Here is a 21,074-nt window from a genome sequence, read left to right as displayed (position 1 = left end):
AGACTTTACTGGCGGCTATCCAGTACGGCTTGTTTTCAATCATAAAGCGAATCGTGAAAAAATCATCATCATTCGCAGGCTCAGAATAGACACTCGGTAACGTCGTATCTTGCCCCTTTCCGCCACTAATTAGCTCAACTTTATCGGGGATATCTGCCTCGGTTAATTCGGGATATATCCGCCTTACATACATTTTCTCACTTGCGGTTAAGGTGTACGGTTGCGCTGACGGGCTTTTTGCCTGTATCTTTCCATTAATGCCATTAACCACCTTGCCAACCCCTGTGTCGAATAACGGCTGCTCGGTTGAAGTATGAAAAAATCTTGAGGGAAGATTGACGGTATAGACCGGTTTGATTTTAATATAGTAGCTCTCGGTAGTGTCGGTAAAATGAATCGCCACCCCAGGGCTTAACCAACCTGCCGGTTTAGCAGCTTGAACTAATTGCGCCTCTTTTTCAACTAATATGATACTCTTTTCGCTTTCAGGCAGCTTGTCCGCTAAAGCGCGGGTTTTAGTGATAAACGCCGGCAAATCATCACAGGTCAGTAATTCAATGTGTGCCATTTGCTGTAATTGCTTGTCTAACGCCCGTTTCATGTTCGATAACGGGGCTTCTTTAGGCTCGTCAAAACGTTCGGATTGGCTGACATTATGGCCGATGTAACCTATAAAGTCGCCTTTATTAATTGGCACAGGCGTTTTTAATACCACCACTTTATCTAATTTTTCAGGTTTAAGTTGGGTCACTATTAGTGAGGATAATTTGACATACCCTTTATGTGGCGCTTCATCCCCGCCATTTTCTGCAACCAAGACCGCCGGCACAGTGCAATTACCAATTTTACGGATTTTAGCATAGCCATTTTCTTGCCCATCCAATTCAAAAGTCGCGGTTTGTGGCAAATAGGTCAACTTTTGACTGTCATTCGCGGTGCCATAAACCGCAATGCCTTTGACTTCAACTTCGGGTTTGCCCACTTTTTTATTATCTTCTTTGCAGATTTCATAATCCTTATTGGCTTCCGCTGTCTTTCCTGTCGGTCTATCGGCTGCTGTCGTGCCAATATCATTATGCCAAACATAACCGGTAATATTGCCCAATTCATTTTGAAAGCCGTTTGGTGTCACCACCGTACCTGCGGTTATCGACACAATTTTATACCAACCAGGCATATTTGCTTTTTGTTCACCTAAACGTACTTTACTGCCTTTAAGCAATAAACCCATAATCTTTGTGTCTTTTCCCTTTTCACATATCACGCTGCCAGCAATGGTGTCTGCTTTTTTTTCATCCACTTTCCCTGCTTGCGCTTGCCAATAACAAGGGTAATTCACCTGACTACCGCTTTCTTGTCCTTTTTGCTGATAACCATACCAATCGAGTTGATGCATATATAAACTGTATAAGGTTATTGAGGGGGGCGTATTAGTTGCATTTGCGACTTTAGGCATTTGTAATAGGTGTCTAACTAAGGCAAATCCTGTTGAGAAATACGCCACTTTTTGCTGTTCTTTATAAGGCGTTTTTAGCTCAACATTGTCCTGATACACTATTTTATGGTAAATATTATCGACTCGATAAGCAACCACTTCGCCATGAGCCATACAACGCAATTTACCGTCATTATCAATTTTCTTTAGTACCCTTTCATCAAGATGGATCCCCCCATGCCATATCCCATTTTCACCAAACGGATAAAAGCCACTGATTGCCTCTGATAACGCTTTATAATACGCATCTTGACTGAGTTGTTTTTCACCAACGGGAAAGTTGAAATTGTCGATTCTTTTTATGGTCATGTTGATTGCCTTATTCCTTATGCGGAAAAGCCTTTTGAGTTAAACGATATATGTTTTTTTAATAAGGCCTCGAGCTCTTGATTATTAATATTCAGTTTTGTGGATAAATGATGACTTGCCGGCCCCATCTTCTGCATCACATTACATTTAAGATAGACATTATCTGGCGTGCCCAGTTCAATGCCTTCACTGCTAATTTTGATATAAGAGCCACCACAAATGAGGGTGAGGTTATCTTTGGCGGTAATGGTGACTTTACCATCCACACTATCCACTTTAATATCTTGCTTGGCCGCCATATTGAGGTTGGCGTTTTGGGCTTGCACTTCAATATCGCCTTGGTTAGCAAACAGTTTCATGCCCGCTTTTTGCGCAAATAAGCCAATCGCTTCAGCCGATGAGAGGGTGACATTTTTTAAAGCGTTGATATCAGTTTGATGTTCGCTGGTTAAGGTGAGGCTGCTCGCTGTTGTCAGTTGGATGTTTTCAGGACTAGTTAGGGCCATGCCTTCTTGCGCATAGGCCAGTAGGCCACTTTGGGTTAGCTGAGTTAAGTTGGCTTTAAGTTGCGCTTGGCTGTCGGTATCGGCGCTGTGCGCGTCGGATTGGGTGGCGGCATTTTGTAGGGCTTTAGCAATAGAGAGGGCATTTTCAAGTTGGCTTATTGCCGCTTGCATATCGAGTTGTTTGCCTTGCGCTTTCGGCTGGGTTTGGGTGGTTAAGTATAAGCCTCTATTGGCGGCAATCGCCCCCCATTCGTCAGTGCGCAGCTCAAAGCCTTCACCGCGGGGTTGTTTTTTATTATCGACCAAATGCCCCAAATTAAGTTGAGTTTTGCCGTATTCGGTGGCCAGTTTAATATGCTCTTGCCCACGTTTATCATCCATGCGCAGTTTGTTATTAGCCGGCGTGCGAATCACATTGCGGTGTTTGTTAATGGTGGTAACAAGGTCGGGGTGAGCACTGTCATGCATCGCATGGGCGATATACGGCCTATCGGGATTGCCCTGCATAAAGGCGATGGCCACTTCAGTGCCGTCAATTAACGGGAAGTGAAAGCCATAGGTGTTACCCGCATACGGTTTAGCTAAACGGACCCACAAGCTTTCCATGCCACTTTTCCATTGTTTCAGGTCAACATTAAATTTAACTCGATAGCGTCCTTGCGGGTCGATATAGCCATAGGTATCATTGTCGGGGCTGGTGACCCTTGCCGGTAACGTACCACTGACTTGTGGCCAGCGTATGGGCGCGGGGCGATAGGGTTTTAAGGGGTGATAAGGAATGGCGGTAAAGGTGAGCTCATAAGCATCAGTGCGATTACCCTGCCCCTGCACACTTAAAATGATGATACCGTCATTGATATCTGCCAGCGGGCTGCCGTTGAGGTTAATCCATTGGCCGGGAGCAAGGTTATAGTGATTACTCTTGCCTTTGAGGATAATTTGCTGGCTAATGGCCTGTTCATGACGAATACGCGCATACCACTGACCACTTTCAATCTGATTATCGTCATGCGTATTATTCTCATTAGAATTATTGCCGTTATCACGATTATCATCACCACGAGTGTGTGGATTTTCCTGTCCGTTGCTATCTAAGCCTTGATAGTGCTCGGCATAACGGTAGTCGCTGCCATAGGTGGTGCGGTCTTTGGGTTGGGTGTTTATTTCGCCCTGTAAATCGGCGAGGGCATCACGGTAGTGATAGTCTTGTACTTTGACTGAGGAGACCACCACTTCGCTATGCAGGCTGATATCCCACACACTTTCCACACCCCTATCGAGCGTGCCACTGGGCGGTTTATCGTCGATATCGGCCACTTGCGCATAGCCTTGCTCATAATCACTTAACACCATTACATCACAGTGGTGCTCGGCGTGGGTTTCAAAGCGAAACCAGATACCCACATCAGCCAATAAGCGTTGAATAAATTCAAGGTCACTTTCTTGCCACTGCGTGATAAACTCCCGCTCAGGATAGCTCTCTTTTAACTCTAGACGGTAATCAATGCCCGTCAAACCATGACTGCGCAGCACGTCTTCAACTACACTCACCACGCTTTGCTGTTGAAATATGGCACTATGTTGCCCAATAGCCAGCCGTGCTAAACACGAGGATAACACCACCTGATAATGGGCTTCCTCTTTATTGACGGATAACTGGCTAAATTCGGTAATCACTCCATGTAAGGTGCGCTTATCATTCACCGACGGTAAGTCACTTAACGATGAGATTGTTGACATTACGCTTTGATACGGTTGATGGATAACAGGATTAAAAGAGAATGTGGCTTTTTGATTAAGCACTGAATCAATGGATAACGCTTTGTCAGAGCTGGTAAACGTAATCACATAACGCCAAGGCTGGTTTAACGACTCATTACCGTCAACATGCCAAACCGAAATCGGCGAGCGCAGCCCCTCAACAGTTAAGCTATAGCGATTATGGCTAACGCCCCCTAAACCCGTCACTAATCCGTCCCCAAATTCACCGATTAAGGGATTAAGCGTGTTGTCCATATTGTTTTCCTATTTTCCCTAAAATCTCTATATTTTATTGTTAATGAGGTGATTGGCTTATCGTTATTTATAGTATTGTTTTAAGCATAAACGATAATGGAAACAGAGTATAAACCATTTTAACGCAACGTTAACCTTTTTAATCAATACTTTTGCTTAATATCAATAATATCTGTTAACTAAACGAGTATCTGGTAGCTGCTTAACGCCTTTATTTAAAAAGCGATTTAAGCAACGCTATACTTTATTAAGTACATTTTTTAACCTGTTAAATGAAAAATAATTTTATGCTGAAGCGGTATAGATTTCTGGATATGTTAACTAGAAATTCCGTCTTTTTTAATAAAGAAAAGCTCAGTTTTATTGCTGACTGTGCTATAACTATATGAAATTTAAAGATTAATTGGTAGAATGAAAAATCCTAATATTCCCTCTATTTTATTCTAATATTACTTTAATAAAAACAATGCATTATAAAATCATTGTTATTATTAAAATCATTGAAAAAGTTGGTGGAAATTTGGTGTTAAATATTTTAATAATAAAACAATGTGTTATAATTGGAGTGTTCCCTATACACATAGGGATAAACCGGATTTGCTCGAGCAAGCAAAATCATTGTTATCGTGTTCCCTATACACATAGGGATAAACCGCGTAATTGCAAAAATCATCAAAACCCTTGTATTGTGTTCCCTATACACATAGGGATAAACCGTATACTTTAATTAGCTACGCAAGGAGTAAATAGGTGTTCCCTATACACATAGGGATAAACCGTATCAACCAGCATTAACGCAATTACTAAATCGGTGTTCCCTATACACATAGGGATAAACCGTAAACTCTCGGTTATCATTAAGTGGACATTTAGTGTTCCCTATACACATAGGGATAAACCGATATTTGTGTCGGTTTCAATAGCGGTAAACAAGTGTTCCCTATACACATAGGGATAAACCGCCATTGAAGAAGCCGTTAAACACGCAGATGGAGTGTTCCCTATGCACATAGGGATACCGCTTATTGACGAAAACCCCACTGCAGAAGAGGTGTGTTCCCTATGCACATAGGGATAAACCGTATCAATACGCATTAATAAACATTAATCAAGGGTGTTTCGTATACCTATAGGATTTTCATTTTCGCCCATCTTTACAGAATATGACCTAAACAACAAATAGCTTGCTCTCTTGCTATTGAATTTATTATGTTGTTTTATACTAAAACATAGGTATTACCTGAAATTTCTTGACAAAAAACATTCAGTTTTTTTAAGAAATATCTCTTTTTTATCCGCTAGGCGGGTTATTAATATGTATTACTGTTTGCTTTTATTTAGTCGCTAAATCTAAAAGTTACCATTGTCTACATTAAGCATTTCATTTGAAATAGTTTCATACAATTAGCTTTTTAATAACCTCACAATTTCTTCAATATCATTCGGCGTTGTTTGGCAGCAGCCGCCAATTAATTTTGCGCCTAATTTAACCCAAGTTGGCAGTTGATTGCTGAAAGTGCAATTATGTTGATGATTTTTGTGCCACTGTTTAGTGATTGGATTGTATTGTTCACCTGAATTTGGATAAACAATTAATGGTTTGGAGGTGAGTTTATTTAGTACTTCTAACGCTGGTGTCACGTTTTCTAACGCAATACAGTTAACACCAATGCTCACAATTTGTTCGATATTGTTTAAATAATCGATAACTTGTGATAACGGCGAACCATCGCTAAGGTGCTGGGCATCTTTTAATGTTAACGAAAACCAAGCGTTGATTGTAGGAAACTGTTGTATCAATTTAACTAACGCTTTGATTTCAGCAAATGAAGGTAGAGTTTCGCAAGCAAGGATATCAACCTTAGCCTCAATCAAGGCTTGAATACGATCACGATGAAAGACAATAAATTCAGATTCGGTAAGTTGATAGTCACCGGTATATTCTGAACCATTGGCAAGATATGCCCCATAAGGACCGACTGAACCGGCAATTAATAATGTTTTATTTCGGTTTGTTTCATTCAAATACTGCAGCTTAGCTTGCTGTGCAAGTTCAACGCTGGTTTTAATTAGTTTGATAGATTCTTCAAACGTAATCCCCTTTTTTTCAAACCCTAATGGCGAGGCTTGATAGCTAGCAGTGATAGCACAATCAGCACCAGCTTTGAAATAGTCATAATGGACTTGGCGGATTAGTTCGGGCTTTTCAATTAACACTTTTGCTGACCATAAACTATCATTAAGATCGCATCCACGATGTTGCAGTTCGCTGGCTAGTGCACCATCAATGATGATGTGCTTTTTTTGCTTTAACAATGTGCTAATTGGATGATTAGTTATCATTTTTCACTACTCTCTTTTGATAGGCTTGGGTAAAGTGGTGGGCAATAAAGCAGACAATCACAAAAGGAATACCACAATAAAGCGCAATGCGTTGTTCAGAATCGAATGCTAAACCAATGCAGGCAATTAAGCATAAAATAAAGCCTAAAATAGGTACAAACGGATAAAATGGTGCTTTATATTTTAGTGCTTTTTGCTCAGTTGCAGATAGTTGCTTTCTAAAAAAGTAATGCGAAGCACAAATACTTAACCAAACTGCCACCACGGCAAAGCCAGAAATAGCGGTTAATGCTACAAACACAGTATCGGGCGCTATCACACTTGAAAATAATGCTAATAATCCGCCAAGCATACTCACTGCAATAGCGGTGGCTGGAATGCCTTTATGGGTTAATTTAGCAAAGCACTTTGGTAATGTACCTTGATTCGACAGCGACCACAACATACGCCCAGCGGCATAAAGCCCTGAATTGGCAGCTGATAAAATAGCCGTTAAAATGACAAAATTAAATATATCGGCTGCGTATGGAATGCCGATATTTTCAAATACCATCACAAATGGGCTGGTAATAACGCCAGCTTGATCCATAGGCAATAGCGCCGCTAACACAAAAATCGTTCCAATAAAAAAGATAATCAATCTTAAAATAGTTGTTTTTATCGCCAGTGGGATCGATTTTTCAGGATTATGGGTTTCGCCTGCTGCAATGCCGATTAGCTCTGTACCTGAAAAAGCAAAATTGACGGAAACCATGGTCATAATAATTGGGGTGATGCCATTCGGTAACCAACCATTATCGGTAATATTATGTAAAAAGGGGGCTGGCATGTCGTTTTTCATTGGAACAAAGCCAAAGATAGCAGTGGCACCGGCAATAATAAAGATGATAATAGTGATCACTTTAATGATTGAAAACCAAAATTCACTTTCGGCAAAAAATTGTGCGGTCACGATGTTTAACGCAAAAATCACGATACAAAAGATTAAACACCAAACCCAGACCGAAACAGTAGGAAACCAATATTGCATACATAGGCCAGCTGCGGTTAGGCTGGAACCGAGTGCCACTGTCCAAGTTAACCAATACAGCCAAGCAACGGTATAACCAGTACCTGGGCTAATAAAGCGCGAAGCATAGGAGTGAAACGCGCCGGTTTCTGGCATAGCAACTGCCAACTCACCAAGGCACAACATCACTAAATAAACGACTAGTGCACCAATTAAATAAGCAATAATAGCACCCATTGCGCCTGCAGTGGCGATAATATATCCTGTATTAAAAAATAGACCGGTACCAATAACGCCACCCAGCGATAGCATAATTAAATGGCGGGTTTGCATAGTTCGTTTAAATTGGTTTTCCGATGTGGATGATGAATTTGTATTCATAAGTGTGCTTTTTTGTTCTAGTTATAAAAGATAAAATACCGCCAGCATTAGTGGCGGAATGGGTTAGTTTGAGAAATTAATTGGCTAGTTATAAGTGATCAAAGAATTCTTCTTTGGTTACTGTTTTGCCATTTACGCTAACTTCATCACTATCTTTAGTTAGGCTAACATCAGAATAGATACCTTTAGTTTCACCATTGCTTGTAGTCAAAAATTGAGAGTTACTTATCATTAATGCCGACATAAATTGTAAGTTTTGATTTGCTTTAGCAACTTGTTCTGGCGTTACATCGTTAGCGTTAGGGTTTTCAATTTGCGCAGATAAATGAGCTAATACGTCAAATGGCGCTTCAAGCTTTAATTTAAGTGTGTTGATTTTGTCGTAATCTGCTTCATCAATAGCTACACTATCAACATCAGATAGATCAAACATTAGGTTCGCATTAATATCGCCAGCAGGAGTGTGCCAATTGAATTTATTTAACGAGAGTTGGATATTGTGCTTTTTATCGGCATCCTCTGAGCCAGATTCGCCCATTCCCAATTGATTGCTAAACAGGTGTTTATCAAGCCCTTTAAAGTTAATATCTAATGATCCATTACCTAGATTTTGTTGACCATAAATAATCGAATCAACACTACTTGAAAACGAACCATCGACAGTGTTGGTGGTGTTATTTAAGACATTTGTTTGGTTCATCACAAATTTATTAATAACCAGTGAAACGGGTTTTGATTTAAACGAAATAGGATAGGTTAATGAAAGTTTATCGATTTTTATATTAGTTGAAATGTCAGAGCCATTAGAGTTGCTCTTAATGGTATAATCGCCTTTTCCAAGTTCAAATCCACCATCAATTGATGGGAATTCATCTTGAGTGACATTAATCGCTTTGCTTGCTAGTTTAACTGTGAGATATTCTCCATAACTTACACCTACATGTCCAGTAATAAAAGGCTGATTACCGGCTAGTTTCCAAAGTTGTGTATTGGCTTGTTCGGTCATTTCATATTCTAACCAAGCCATTTGTGGAACAAAGGTTCCTTTAGCTAGTGCCGCAATAGGGAAGGGACCATGATGAATGGTGACATCATCATCAAAAAAAGTTTTTGGTTGAGTATCTTCACCTGTTGCATTTTGAGGTGACGCTGTAACGGTTAAATGTAATTTAGTTGAAAAGATACCTTTTTGATAATGACTTTGGGTAACAGAAAACGTGAAATCGTCTTGACTCTGGTTAACTTTGTTTGTGATTTGTGTTAATTGGTGGTCGATATGATTTTCGAGCATGTTACCGGTGTACCATGACGTACCTACGTAGGCAATACCTAATACAGCAACGATTCCTATAGCAAGTGTGGTTTTTTTCATTATAATTCTCTTATTAATTATATTTTAAATTATCATTCTTGATGATTTGCAAAATCAGACAACAAATTTTTAATATATTCAATACGATCGATTCGCTGTAATTCTGATTTTTGTAATTTTAATCGATTTGAGCTTTCTAGGCGATAATTTTTTGGCTCTTTTTGAATCATTTCAATTAAATAATCGACTGATACCTTATTATTGCTACCAAATTCAATATAACCACCTTTCTCGCCAAATTCGATTTTGGTAATGCCTAATTGACTTGCATGATAACGGATTTTGGTGGTTTCTAATAAAAACAGCACAGCATCGGGCAATTGACCAAAACGATCACGCATTTCGACTTGAATGTCGGTGAGTTCAACAAGATCGGTGATACTCGCAATGCGTTTATATAGCGATAAGCGTGTATTAACATCGGGAATAAAATCATCAGGAATCAGTATTGGCAAACGTAACTCAATTTCAGTTTGCTGATTATTGAGTAATGATTCTAGGGTTGGCTCTTTACCCTCTTTTAGTGATTTAACGGCTTCATCCAGCAGTTCAATATAAAGGTTAAAGCCAATAGTTTCAATTTGCCCACTTTGATCGCTACCTAATAGCTCGCCTGCCCCCCGAATTTCAAGGTCGTGTGTGGCTAGCGCAAAACCTGCGCCTAAATCTTCAAGCGAGGCAATAGCTTCTAAGCGCTTTTTAGCATCTTTAGTGAGTAATTTAGGATGTGGCGTTAATAAATAAGCATAGGCTTGATGGTAAGAACGTCCAACTCGCCCCCTGAGTTGATGTAACTGAGCTAAACCGAATTTATCGGCACGATCAATAATAATGGTATTAGCGTTAGGAATGTCGATACCCGTTTCAACAATGGTAGTACAAACAAGTATGTTAAAGCGTTGATGATGAAAGTCATTCATCACACGTTCTAAGTCGCGTTCATGCATTTGCCCATGTCCAATGGTAATGCGTGCTTCGGGCACCAGTTCTGCCAGTTTTTCGCTGACTTTTTCGATATCAGAGATGTCATTGTGTAAATAATAAATCTGACCACCACGTAAAATTTCACGTAAAATGGCTTCTCTAATCACAAGATCATCATATTCTCGAACAAAGGTTTTTACCGCCAGCCGGCGAGCAGGTGGCGTTGCGATAATCGAAAGATCTCGCATACCACTCATCGCCATGTTTAGCGTTCGTGGAATTGGGGTTGCTGTTAGCGTTAAAATATCGATATTTGCTCGCATTGCTTTAATGCGTTCTTTTTGACGAACGCCAAAGCGGTGTTCTTCATCAACAATTAGTAAACCTAAATCTTTCCACTTGATATCTTCTTGTAGCAATTTATGTGTACCAATCACAATATCAATTTTGCCTTCGCCAAGGGCTTCTATAATGGCTTTTTGTTGTTTGGCGGTTTTGAAGCGAGACAGGCTTTCTATACGGATAGGCCAATTGGCAAAACGGTCGCAAAAGCTTTCGTAATGTTGTTCAGCAAGTAGAGTTGTTGGCACTAAAACAGCGGTTTGTTTGTGATTAATAACAGCTAAAAATGCAGCACGAATGGCAACTTCGGTTTTACCAAACCCCACATCACCGCAGACTAATCGGTCCATGGCATAAGGCGAGCACATGTCGCCAATGACTGCTCCAATGGCATTTTGTTGATCGCTGGTTTCTTGATAAGGAAATCCTTGGCAAAATAGTTCATATTGCTCTCGGTCTTGTTGAAATTGAAATCCGGGTTTGCTTTCACGTTCGGCATAAATATCGAGTAATTCCGCTGCGACATCGCGCACTTTTTCGGCTGCTTTTTGCCGAGCTTTACTCCAAGCATCAGAGCCTAGTTTATTTAGTGGGGCGTTTTCTTCATCGCCGCCAGAGTAACGACTTATTAAGTTTAATGACGAAACTGGCACATAAAGTTTGGTCTCATTAGCATATAATAAAATGAGATATTCTGCCGTAATGCCGCCTGTTTCTAATGTGGTGAGCCCTGCATAGCGACCGACACCATGTTCTAAATGAACAACGGGTTTACCAGGTGTGAGTTCAGCTAAACTTCGAATAAGTGAATCGGTATTAATGGCTTGTTTACTTTCTTTTCTACGACGAATAATCCGCCGCCCTAATAACTCATTTTCGGTAATAAACGCAAAATTATCTTGCTGATTAATAAAACCTTGCTCGCTAGCACCAACGATTAAATAAAATCGGCTATCAGAATTTTTGAGCTCATCAAGCTGATTGATGGTGGTTGGATGAATACGAATGCGTCCAAGAATTTCTTGTAATGCTTCTTTGCGTCCTTCTGATTCAACTGAAAAGATGATTTTTCCTGAAAAATCGTCAACAAATTTTTGAAATTGCAAGTAAGGATCTTTTTGTTGGATCTCAATAGCAATATTAGGTAGCTCGGCATAAAGTAAGTTAAGGTTTTTACTTGATTCTGCCGTTGCCACATGTGATACAACCATTCTTGGGTAGCATTTAAAATTGGCAAAAATTTCGTCAGTTTTAGACCAAATAACACTAGGTGCAAGCAATGGTCGCATAGGATCAACTTTGCGGCTTTCATAACGCTGGGTAATGTCTTGCCAGTATTTGTTAGCATATTGCTCAATATTAACGGTATTAATAATTAAGGTATTAGCTAAAAAATAAGAAAATAGCGGTGTTAATGGTTCGTTAAAAAACAGTGCTTGCCAATATTCAATACCCGTTGGCAAAATATTTTTGCTCACTTGCTGATAGATACTTTCTGCATCTAATCTGACCTCAAATTGTTCTCGCCATTGACTACGAAACAGTTCGATTGCCGTTTTATCAAAAGGAAACTCATGCGCTGGTAGCAATTGTATTTCAGCGATTTCATCAAAGGTACGCTGAGTTTCGACATCAAAAGTGCGAATGCTGTCGATTTCATCATCAAAAAAATCGATACGATAGGGCTTATCACTGCCCATCGGATAGATGTCAAACAAAGCACCACGAGTAGCATATTCGCCATGTTCCATTACTTGACTGACTGAGCGATAGCCAGCATTTTCAAGTTGAAGGCGTAAATGTTCACGACTAATTTGTAAGCCTTTTTTCATCATAAACACGTGCCCACCCAAATAGCTTTGTGGGCAAACTTTTTGCATTAAGGTATTAATGGGTAAAATTAATGCTCCTTTGGTTAAATGTCCAAGATGATAAAGACAAGACAGGCGTTCTGATACGATATCTTGATGGGGCGAGAAGCTATCATAAGGCAATGTTTCCCAATCAGGAAAGATAATAGAAGGAAATGGTGAAAATTGTTTAAGTTCTTCGTGAATACGCGAGGTTTGTTGCATATCATCGGTCACAATCACAACTAAACCTTCATGTGCATCTATTGCTTGGGCACAAAATTGTGATAAGGATGAGCCAACAAGCTGCCCAATTTGCTTTACTTCACCTGACTTTTGAGGAATTATGTTTGAAATATTAACTGTTTTAGGCATGATGAATTTGTAGATATCGTTGAAAAATTATCGCCAGATTATAACGTAAGTACGTGGTTGTTTTCTATAACTGTTTAATCCTGTATGATAAGCACCTTGCATTTAACTAGCAAAACTTTGTCTAAAAGTTTTAGGTAATATATACGTTTATGTCAAAAATATTTCGTCCATTAGTATTTTATATCGGTTTGCGTTATGTATACGGGCAAAAAACGGATGGATTTGGTCGCTTTGTGTCATGGTTGTCAATGATTGGCATTATGCTGGGTTCTATTGGTCTAATTGTTGTGTTATCTGTGATGAATGGATTAGAAGACCAGATGCAAAACAGTATTTTAAGATTCTTTCCCCAAGCACAAATCACCTCTATTCAAGGAAAACTTGATCCAAGTGCTAATCCTAGCTCGTCATTTGAAAAGATTAAAGGTGTTAATCGTATTACACCTTTAGTCACTAGCGATGTGGTATTGCAGAGTGAACAAAGTATTACCGTAAGTACGTTGATGGGGATTAACCCAGAAGATTATGATCCTATCAATGATTATATCTATAGCGGATCGGCATGGGATCTACAAGCGGGGCAGTATAATGTCATTATTGGACAAACATTAGCCAATCAATTGGGCGTAACTGTGGGTGACAAAATTCGCTTATTGGTGACCAGCGCAAGTCAAATCACCCCAGTTGGGCGTATTCCTTCGCAGCGTTTATTTAACATTGTTGGACTGTTTAGTGTTAACCATGATATTAATCAATCGCTTATTTATATCAATCAATCTGATGCTAGAAATCTATTACGTTATCCTGCCAATATGATTAGCAGTTGGCGTCTGTTTTTAGACAACCCGTTAGATATCGCGTCGGTAACGGATATGCCATTACCAGAAGGCCTAGTGTTTAACGATTGGCGAGCCAAACGGGGTGAATTATTTCAAGCCATTAAAATGGAAAAAAATGTCATGGGGTTACTCATTAGCTTGATTGTGATTGTGGCAGCTTTTAATATTATTACCTCGTTAAGCTTGTTAGTAATGGAAAAGCAAGGCGAAGTCGCTATTTTAAAAACACAAGGTTTGTCTCGTTTTAAAATTATGTTAATTTTTATTATTCAAGGCGCAAGTTCCGGGATAATTGGTACGTTGTTAGGTAGTATTTTAGGGCTGCTACTTGCTATTAACTTAAACGAAATCATGCAAGTATTAGGTTTATCTTTAGCGGGTATTTTGCTACCGTCACTGGTCGAACCATCGCAAGTTATTTTAATTATTACCGGATTACTTATGTTATCGTTAATTTCAACTCTTTATCCTGCCTATCGTGCAGCCAATATTCAACCTGCCGAGGCTTTACGTTATGAATAATTCACAAATATTGCTAAGCGCAAAAAATCTTTATAAAACCTATAATGAAGGCAAAATGGTGACCGAGGTGTTAAAAAATGTCTCGTTTGATATTGATTCAAAATCTTTACTTGCCATTATTGGAAGTTCCGGTTCAGGTAAAAGTACCTTATTGCATTTACTCGGTGGACTTGATAAACCAACCTCAGGCGAAATTATTTTTAAATCTCATCAGCTAAATCAATTATCCGAACAAGAAAAGGCACGTCTACGCAATCAAGAAATCGGTTTCGTTTATCAATTTCATCATTTATTACCTGATTTTACGGCGCTTGAAAATATCGCAATGCCACTGTTAATTGGTGGCGTTTTGCCACATGAAGCTAAAAAACGGGCTATGGCAATGCTAGATTCGGTTAACTTAGTCAAACGCGCCAATCATCGACCTTCTGAACTTTCGGGGGGAGAACGTCAACGAGTAGCAATAGGGCGTGCATTAATTAATAACCCTGCTTTAGTAATGGCTGATGAGCCAACGGGTAATCTTGATAAATCAACAGCTGACTCCATTTTTGAACTGCTAATTCAATTAAACCGTGAACACGGCACAGCGTTTTTGGTTGTAACGCATGATCTTGAATTAGCCAAGAAACTTGATAAACAATGGGTAATGAGAGATGGGCAACTTTTCGATAGTGCATCATCAGATAACAATTAATGGATAATGAATATGAATTTGTCTTTAATTACTGCCATCAAGTTTCGAAAAGGGCGTCGCAAAAGTGGTATGGTGTCGTTAATTTCGATTATTTCAACACTCAGTATTGCTATTGGTATCGCAGCCTTAATTATTGGTTTAAGTGCTATGAATGGCTTTGAACGGGAGCTACATCATCGTGTTTTATCGGTCGTACCACATGGTCAATTATATCCAGAATATGGCAATTTAGCTAATTGGCGCCATGTGCAACAAGAGCTTAAAACCGATAACAATATTGTGTCAGCCTTACCATTTGTTAATTTTACCGGATTAATTGAAAATGGTAGCAAACTTGGTGCAGTCCAAGTACAAGGCCTTGACCCCGAACAAGAAAAAAAAATCAGTGCACTACCCAATTATGTGCTGAATAATAAATGGCAAGATTTTAAACCCGATAGTCAACAAATCATTATTGGTGCAGGACTTGCCAAAAACTTGTCGGTGAACGAAGGGGGATGGGTTTCGTTATTAATTCCTGTTTCGAGCGGTCCAAACCAACTCAAACCACCCAAAAGAGTCCGTTTGCAAGTGGTCGGTATTTTAGAATTAAGCGGTAGCTTAAGTAACAATGTGGCGTTGATTCCGTTGACCGATGCACAAAAACTATTGAATATGGGCGATAGCGTTACAGGTATTATGGTAAATGTGAAAGATGTTTATCAAGCTAATAACCTTATGGGTAAAGCCGCATTAGAGCTTGACGAAAATCTGTTATTTAATAGTTGGGAACAGACCTTTGGCTTTATGTATCGCGATATTCAAATGATCAGGCAAATTATGTATCTAGCTATGATTGTGGTTATTGGCGTTGCTTGTTTTAATATTGTGTCAACGTTAGTTATTGCCGTAAAAGACAAACAACGTGATATTGCTATATTAAAAACCTTAGGCGCAACCCACCAACTAATCACACATATTTTTATTTGGTATGGGGTGATTTCGGGATTAATTGGCAGCTTAATCGGGGTAATTTTAGGGGTAGTCTTGTCTTGGCAACTGTCGAATATTATGGGGATTGTTGAGTCATTAATGGGGCATAAAATCTTAAATAGTAATATCTATTTTATCGATTTTTTACCTTCCGAAATTCATCTATTTGATGTGTTGGTAGTGTTTATAACTTCCATGTTACTTAGCTTAATTGCGAGCTATTATCCAGCTAAACGAGCTTGTAAGATCGAACCTGCTCGAATTTTAAATAGTTTTTAGCATTAAGCACGCATAAAAAGGCGCTGTTTGATTGTTTATCATCAGCGCTTTTTTATCATTTATAGTAAAGGTAATACCCATTGGGTAGGGCATAATGCATATACCCTATATATAACCCGAATGCGGTAATAACAAATAGTAAACTAATAATAAATAAGATTAACTTATTTGGATATTTAAACGTTTTAAGACACAACGAAATCAGTCCACCAAGCACAAAACCAGCACAAGCCCCCCCAATATGCGCCATATTATTGATTGAAGGTAATATCCCTAGCCCAGCCGTTAAGACTAAACTGACCAGCATCGCTTTGATCGGCATTTCTTGTATATTGCTTCTAAACACCAAGCAATAAGCTAGTAAGGCGGTAATAATGCCTAAAATAGCCCCCGAAGCACCACAGCTGATCACATTTTGATTAATGGTGGCAATATCACTTGATAAGCTCCCCACTAGTCCTGAAAAAAGATAAATACCAATAAAAGCCATGTGCGGTATACGCTGTTCTAAAATTGGTCCAATACTCCATAACGCCAGCATATTCATAGCTAAATGGGTAAAACTAGCATGCATAAATAAATTGGTAAACATACGCCAATATTGGCCAGAAAAGGTCAGTCCTGCAACATCGGCACCCCAATCAATCAAAAAATCATTTTCATAAAGTATCGAAAAACCACGACTATCAAGTAATCGAAAGACAAAAAAGCAAAGGATATTTATCACCACTAAAGTCGAGGTGATTTTAGATTGACTTGCGTAATATTTAATATCATTTAAGGTACTCATTAAAAATCCTTTAGGATAGTGAAACTTTATTGAAAGCGGTTTATGAATCTAATCGTTTGCCCAATATCAGCAAATCACGCTGAACATTATCCAGTTCAGCGACCTTTGGAAGAAGCCCCCATTGTTGATACTGCATTTTTTTAAATAAATTAACACTAGGTAAGTTATGCCCAAATACATAGCTAAAAATTGCCTCAATTCCCGCCTGCTTGGCAAATTGTTCAATTTTATCTACCATAAATTGACCAATTTTTTTACCTCGAAAATCTTGATGAAGGTATAAGCTAATCTCAACGGTTTTATAAAAAGCAGGGCGACCATAAAACGAAGATAAGCTAATCCAACCACAAGGCTGATCTTGATATTTTATCAACCAAATCGGAAGATTTTTAGGGTTATGCAGGTAAAACCATTCTAATCGACTTTCAACAGAAACAGGCTCCGTATCGGCAGTCGCTTGGCGCCCAGCAATCGTTGAATTATAAACATCGACAATAAAAGGTAAATCTTCTAATGTAGCATTGTGGTAAGTGATCATGTTTTTTACCATAAGTGGTTAAAAGAAAATTATTGTAATTTTATTATTGAATGTAGGCAACAAAGGATATTTTTATCGTGAGGAAAATACGGCGTAGCAAAGGTTTATGGTTAGATTAAAATTAAATAAAATCAATAAGCTACCTGAAAGTTTTTTTAACAATAAAATTTACTTATTATCAAAAAATTAAAAACTCATCTAACCCTTTTTTATCAATAAATAAAAACAAAAAATTAAATATTACTGATAAAAAAGGGCTTTTGAAAATAAAAATCATATTTGTCTTTTGCCAAACAAGTTTTATAGTATACCCGCTTCTTGTTTACCGCCGCATAGGCGGTTAAGCTAACATAATAAAATAGCAATCCTATATAACTAATTGATTTTAATATAATTAAAAATCAAATAAAATCAATAACCTTCCTGACGTATTTTTATCTAAATATGCGTTAATTTTCTCTAATAGCTGCGGTTATTGTTTACAAATGAGTCGTATTGAAATGCAATGCAACAAAGTTAAAAAGGTATTACTATCTCAAAATAGACGCTGTGCTATTTTAGGGAATAGTTACATCAACAAAATTTAATGTTTTCATTTTATTTTTTTATTAAACATGTATTTTATATATAGGGTTATATAAGGAGATAAAATCAGGGAGATATTATGTTTTGTATTCAATGTGAGCAAACAATAACAAAATCAAATAAAAAAGGTTGTAGTTATGTAAAAGGTATGTGTGGTAAAACAGCTGAGGTTTCTGATCTGCAAGATGTTTTAGTTGCTAGTTTACAAAGAGTTTCATTCTGGGCATCTGTTTGCCGGAAATATCAAATTATAGACAGTGAAATAGATAGGTGGTCATTTCAAACTTTTTTTTCCACATTAACCAATGTCAATTTCGATGCAGATAGAATGCTAGATTATCTTGAACAAGCACAAAAAATTAGTCAACAATTGGAACAAAAAGCTAAAGAAGCTGCGAATAAAGCTAATGAAGTTATACCTCCTTTAACTTTTGTCGCAAAACTTAACTATCCAAATACAAAGAAAGGGCTTTTAGAATTTGCACCTTATGTCATGTTAAATCGAGAGAAAGGGCAAGTAGGGGATGATATTATTGGACTACGCTTATTAGCTTTATATGGTTTAAAAGGAGCTGCAGCATATATGGAACATGCGGCTGTATTAGGGCAATTTAACGATGAAATATATGGTGAATATCATCATTTTATGAACGTATTAGGTGATAATCCGACCGACATTGATCAGTTATTTGAATTGTCAATGCAAATTGGGCATTTGAATTATAAAGTTATGGCGATGCTTGATTCAGGTGAAACGAATTCGTTTGGTCATCCTGTACCCACAAAGGTTAATACCAAGCCAATTGCAGGCAAATGTATTTTAGTTTCTGGACATGATTTTCATGATTTAAGTTTGATTTTAGAACAAACTCAAGGAAAAGGCATCAATGTATATACCCATGGTGAAATGCTGCCTGCTCACGCTTATCCCGAATTGAAGAAGTATCCACATTTAGTTGGTAATTACGGTAGTGCTTGGCAAAATCAACAAAGAGAATTTGCTAACTTTCCTGGAGCAATTGTGATGACTTCAAATTGTATAATTAATCCTTTTTCTCACGGATATGGCACTCGTATTTTTACTCGAAGCATGGTTGGTTGGCCGGGAGTAACTCATATTGAAACGAATGATTTTACCCCTGTTATTAATTGTGCTTTAGAGCTACCCGGATTTGATTATACAGAAATTGAACACTATATTACTGTTGGTTTTGCTCGAAATACGTTAATAAATGTTGCTCCAACCGTTGTTGAACAGGTTAAAGCAGGTAATATTAAACACTTCTTTTTAATAGGGGGCTGTGATGGTAGTAAAAGTGAACGTCATTACTATGCAGAAATGGCAAAGCAAGTGCCAAAAGATAGTGTTATTCTGACATTGGGATGTGGTAAGTATCGTTTTAATATGCATGATTTTGGAGATATTAATGGTATCCCTCGTTTATTGGATATTGGACAATGCAATGATGCATATTCCGCAATTCAACTTGCACTTACGTTAGCTGAAGCTTTTAAACTAGAAGTGAATGAGTTACCGTTAACATTGGTGTTATCTTGGTTTGAACAAAAAGCCATTGTTATTTTACTTACGTTATTATCGCTTGGAATAAAAGGAATTTATGTAGGTCCTTCGATACCAGAATTTTTAACTGAAAATTTGCTGAATATTTTGCAAGAAAATTTTGATTTACGGATTACCACAGAGGCAAATAAAGATCTTGATCAAATATTAATATCTCGTGTAGCTGAAACTCAAGAAAATCAATTATTCTCAAAGTAGTGGGGGAGTAATAATGGTATATAACAACATTTATTTTTTCATTTGTAGGTTTATTACAGTCATTCTTTAAGTTACTGTAATGAACCTACAAATAACATACTAAAAAAGCCAGATAACTGCTGTTTATGACTTTAATATTCAACAGCAATGCGCTAGTGTTGCTGGATGTGTCATACACACTTCATTATGTTTCTTCGCTTTTATTTCGAACTATTTGGCTTTTTAATACAATACTTACTTTTAATTAATCTGTCTTAATGACCGACTCGTTATTTAGCAAATCAGGTACAAGGCTAAGTGTATCTTGTTGAGTTTGCTTATGCAGGCGTTGATCCGTTTTGTATACCACACTAATATTAAGCATTCCTTCAAGTATTACCATTAGCTTATTGGTTAAAGAGGCTTTATCAGGATAATCTTCAAGCTTTGAGAAAATAATCTTTCGAATGAATGCATTATGTTCGATAACAATATCCGATATGCAGGGCAAATCTTTATACATTTCTTCCATTGCTCGCATAAATAAGCAACGGTAAAAATTCTCTTTGCAAGACCACTTTTCATGCCACTCAAATAGTTTTTACATTTGACAACATACTCTGCTAGCTATTTTATCATGGCTCCATTTGAAGCTTTGTGTGTTATTTTATTTGCCGTTTCTCAGCCTCCTTTGGCGCAGCCTAGGAATATCATCTTTGGGCACTTAATATCAGCGCTTATCGGCTTATTATTTTTAAAGTTGCTCGGTGACTCAGCATTAGTTATCGCCTTGGTTGTGGGGAGTGCCATTTGCAATGTAGTTATTTCGATGTGGGCATCCGCCAGCAGGCGCTAATCCGTTAGTCATATTGTTAACGACAAGTCAAGTTCATTATGATTTTAGCTTCTTACTGTTTCCGGTGTTATCGGACTCTAACGCTTTAGTCATCTTTGCGTACATTATTAATAATTTTACTGGAAAAACAAGTGGCTGCTCTATTGGTTTGCGTTTTTTAATAGTAAAGTTCATAAATGAGAATAAGCGACTAACCTTATAGTTTAATTGAAATAAATAATTAACTTTATCAAACTAGATTCATAATTCGACGTAAACAAAAGTTATCATGAAAGGTACTGCTAATTTAACAGTAAGTATTCTAAGGGAGGGAAG

At 38.0% G+C, this 21,074-nt stretch carries 13 protein-coding genes, 2 pseudogenes and 1 CRISPR repeat array; of the genes and pseudogenes, 6 read left to right on the top strand and 9 right to left on the bottom strand.

The genetic code is table 11. The features are described from left to right. From A9G23_RS03935 to mfd, 6 genes and pseudogenes are all read right to left on the bottom strand, one after another. Positions 1-1,804, bottom strand: a pseudogene (locus tag A9G23_RS03935) (hypothetical protein); the annotation flags it as partial. Positions 1,805-1,821: 17 nt separating this feature from the next. Next, positions 1,822-4,326, bottom strand: coding sequence for a type VI secretion system Vgr family protein (locus tag A9G23_RS03930; RefSeq protein ID WP_065586375.1), 2,505 nt, complete (start codon positions 4,324-4,326; stop codon positions 1,822-1,824). A gap of 565 nt (positions 4,327-4,891) precedes the next feature. Beyond that, positions 4,892-5,408: direct repeats of the CRISPR family, unit length 29 nt; unit sequence GTGTTCCCTATACACATAGGGATAAACCG. Between the two features lie 322 nt (positions 5,409-5,730). Next, complete coding sequence (mmuM, locus tag A9G23_RS03925) at positions 5,731-6,669, bottom strand: homocysteine S-methyltransferase (RefSeq protein WP_065586374.1); 939 nt, start codon at positions 6,667-6,669, stop codon at positions 5,731-5,733. Then, on the bottom strand, positions 6,659-8,059 hold the full coding sequence (gene mmuP / locus A9G23_RS03920; protein WP_065586373.1) for an S-methylmethionine permease: 1,401 nt from the start codon (positions 8,057-8,059) through the stop codon (positions 6,659-6,661). The genes mmuM and mmuP overlap by 11 nt, the downstream gene beginning before the upstream one ends. 88 nt (positions 8,060-8,147) lie before the next feature. After that, a complete protein-coding gene (locus A9G23_RS03915; RefSeq protein WP_065586372.1) occupies positions 8,148-9,431 on the bottom strand; it encodes a YdgA family protein in 1,284 nt (427 codons plus the stop codon). 32 nt (positions 9,432-9,463) lie between these two features. Continuing rightward, positions 9,464-12,922 (bottom strand): transcription-repair coupling factor, encoded by a 3,459-nt coding sequence (gene mfd, locus A9G23_RS03910; protein WP_065586371.1) that lies wholly within the window; start codon positions 12,920-12,922, stop codon positions 9,464-9,466. Positions 12,923-13,080: 158 nt separating this feature from the next. Here mfd and lolC point away from each other — a divergent pair, with 158 nt between their 5' ends. The 3 genes from lolC to lolE are packed head-to-tail and all read left to right on the top strand — an operon-like array spanning position 13,081 to position 16,231. Further along, positions 13,081-14,283 (top strand): lipoprotein-releasing ABC transporter permease subunit LolC, encoded by a 1,203-nt coding sequence (gene lolC, locus A9G23_RS03905; protein WP_065586379.1) that lies wholly within the window; start codon positions 13,081-13,083, stop codon positions 14,281-14,283. Next, the gene (gene lolD, locus A9G23_RS03900) at positions 14,276-14,980 is read left to right on the top strand and encodes a lipoprotein-releasing ABC transporter ATP-binding protein LolD (RefSeq protein ID WP_065586370.1); all 705 of its coding nucleotides are present in this window, start codon (positions 14,276-14,278) and stop codon (positions 14,978-14,980) included. Before lolC ends, lolD begins: the two co-directional genes overlap by 8 nt. Positions 14,981-14,986: 6 nt before the next feature. Continuing rightward, positions 14,987-16,231 carry a lipoprotein-releasing ABC transporter permease subunit LolE gene (gene lolE, locus A9G23_RS03895; RefSeq protein ID WP_065586369.1) on the top strand — a complete coding sequence of 415 codons (1,245 nt, stop codon included), beginning with the start codon at positions 14,987-14,989 and terminating at the stop codon, positions 16,229-16,231. A 55-nt stretch (positions 16,232-16,286) separates the two neighbouring features. On the opposite strand, the gene A9G23_RS03890 is transcribed toward lolE, so the two are convergent. Next, positions 16,287-17,021, bottom strand: a complete 735-nt coding sequence (locus tag A9G23_RS03890) for a rhomboid family intramembrane serine protease (RefSeq protein WP_065586368.1) — start codon at positions 17,019-17,021, stop codon at positions 16,287-16,289. A gap of 40 nt (positions 17,022-17,061) precedes the next feature. Beyond that, entirely contained in the window at positions 17,062-17,559 is a 498-nt protein-coding gene (locus A9G23_RS03885) for a GNAT family N-acetyltransferase (protein ID WP_065586367.1), read from the bottom strand. Positions 17,560-18,223: 664 nt separating this feature from the next. Here A9G23_RS03885 and hcp point away from each other — a divergent pair. Next, the gene (gene hcp / locus A9G23_RS03880; RefSeq protein ID WP_065586366.1) at positions 18,224-19,924 is read left to right on the top strand and encodes a hydroxylamine reductase; all 1,701 of its coding nucleotides are present in this window, start codon (positions 18,224-18,226) and stop codon (positions 19,922-19,924) included. Between the two features lie 244 nt (positions 19,925-20,168). Here hcp and A9G23_RS03875 read toward each other — a convergent pair whose 3' ends face one another. After that, entirely contained in the window at positions 20,169-20,426 is a 258-nt protein-coding gene (locus tag A9G23_RS03875) for a hypothetical protein (protein WP_141674911.1), read from the bottom strand. Between the two features lie 114 nt (positions 20,427-20,540). On the opposite strand from A9G23_RS03875, the pseudogene A9G23_RS11875 reads away from it, so the two are divergent. Both A9G23_RS11875 and A9G23_RS11870 read left to right on the top strand, forming a co-directional pair. After that, positions 20,541-20,660, top strand: a pseudogene (locus tag A9G23_RS11875) (HPP family protein); the annotation flags it as partial. 112 nt (positions 20,661-20,772) lie between these two features. Next, positions 20,773-20,961 (top strand): HPP family protein, encoded by a 189-nt coding sequence (locus A9G23_RS11870; RefSeq protein ID WP_442899763.1) that lies wholly within the window; start codon positions 20,773-20,775, stop codon positions 20,959-20,961. Positions 20,962-21,074: the final 113 nt, after the last annotated feature.

The organism is Gilliamella sp. App4-10 (assembly GCF_001690495.1).
GTDB lineage: Bacteria > Pseudomonadota > Gammaproteobacteria > Enterobacterales > Orbaceae > Gilliamella > Gilliamella apicola_G.
This window is presented reverse-complemented; position numbering and strand designations above follow the sequence as displayed.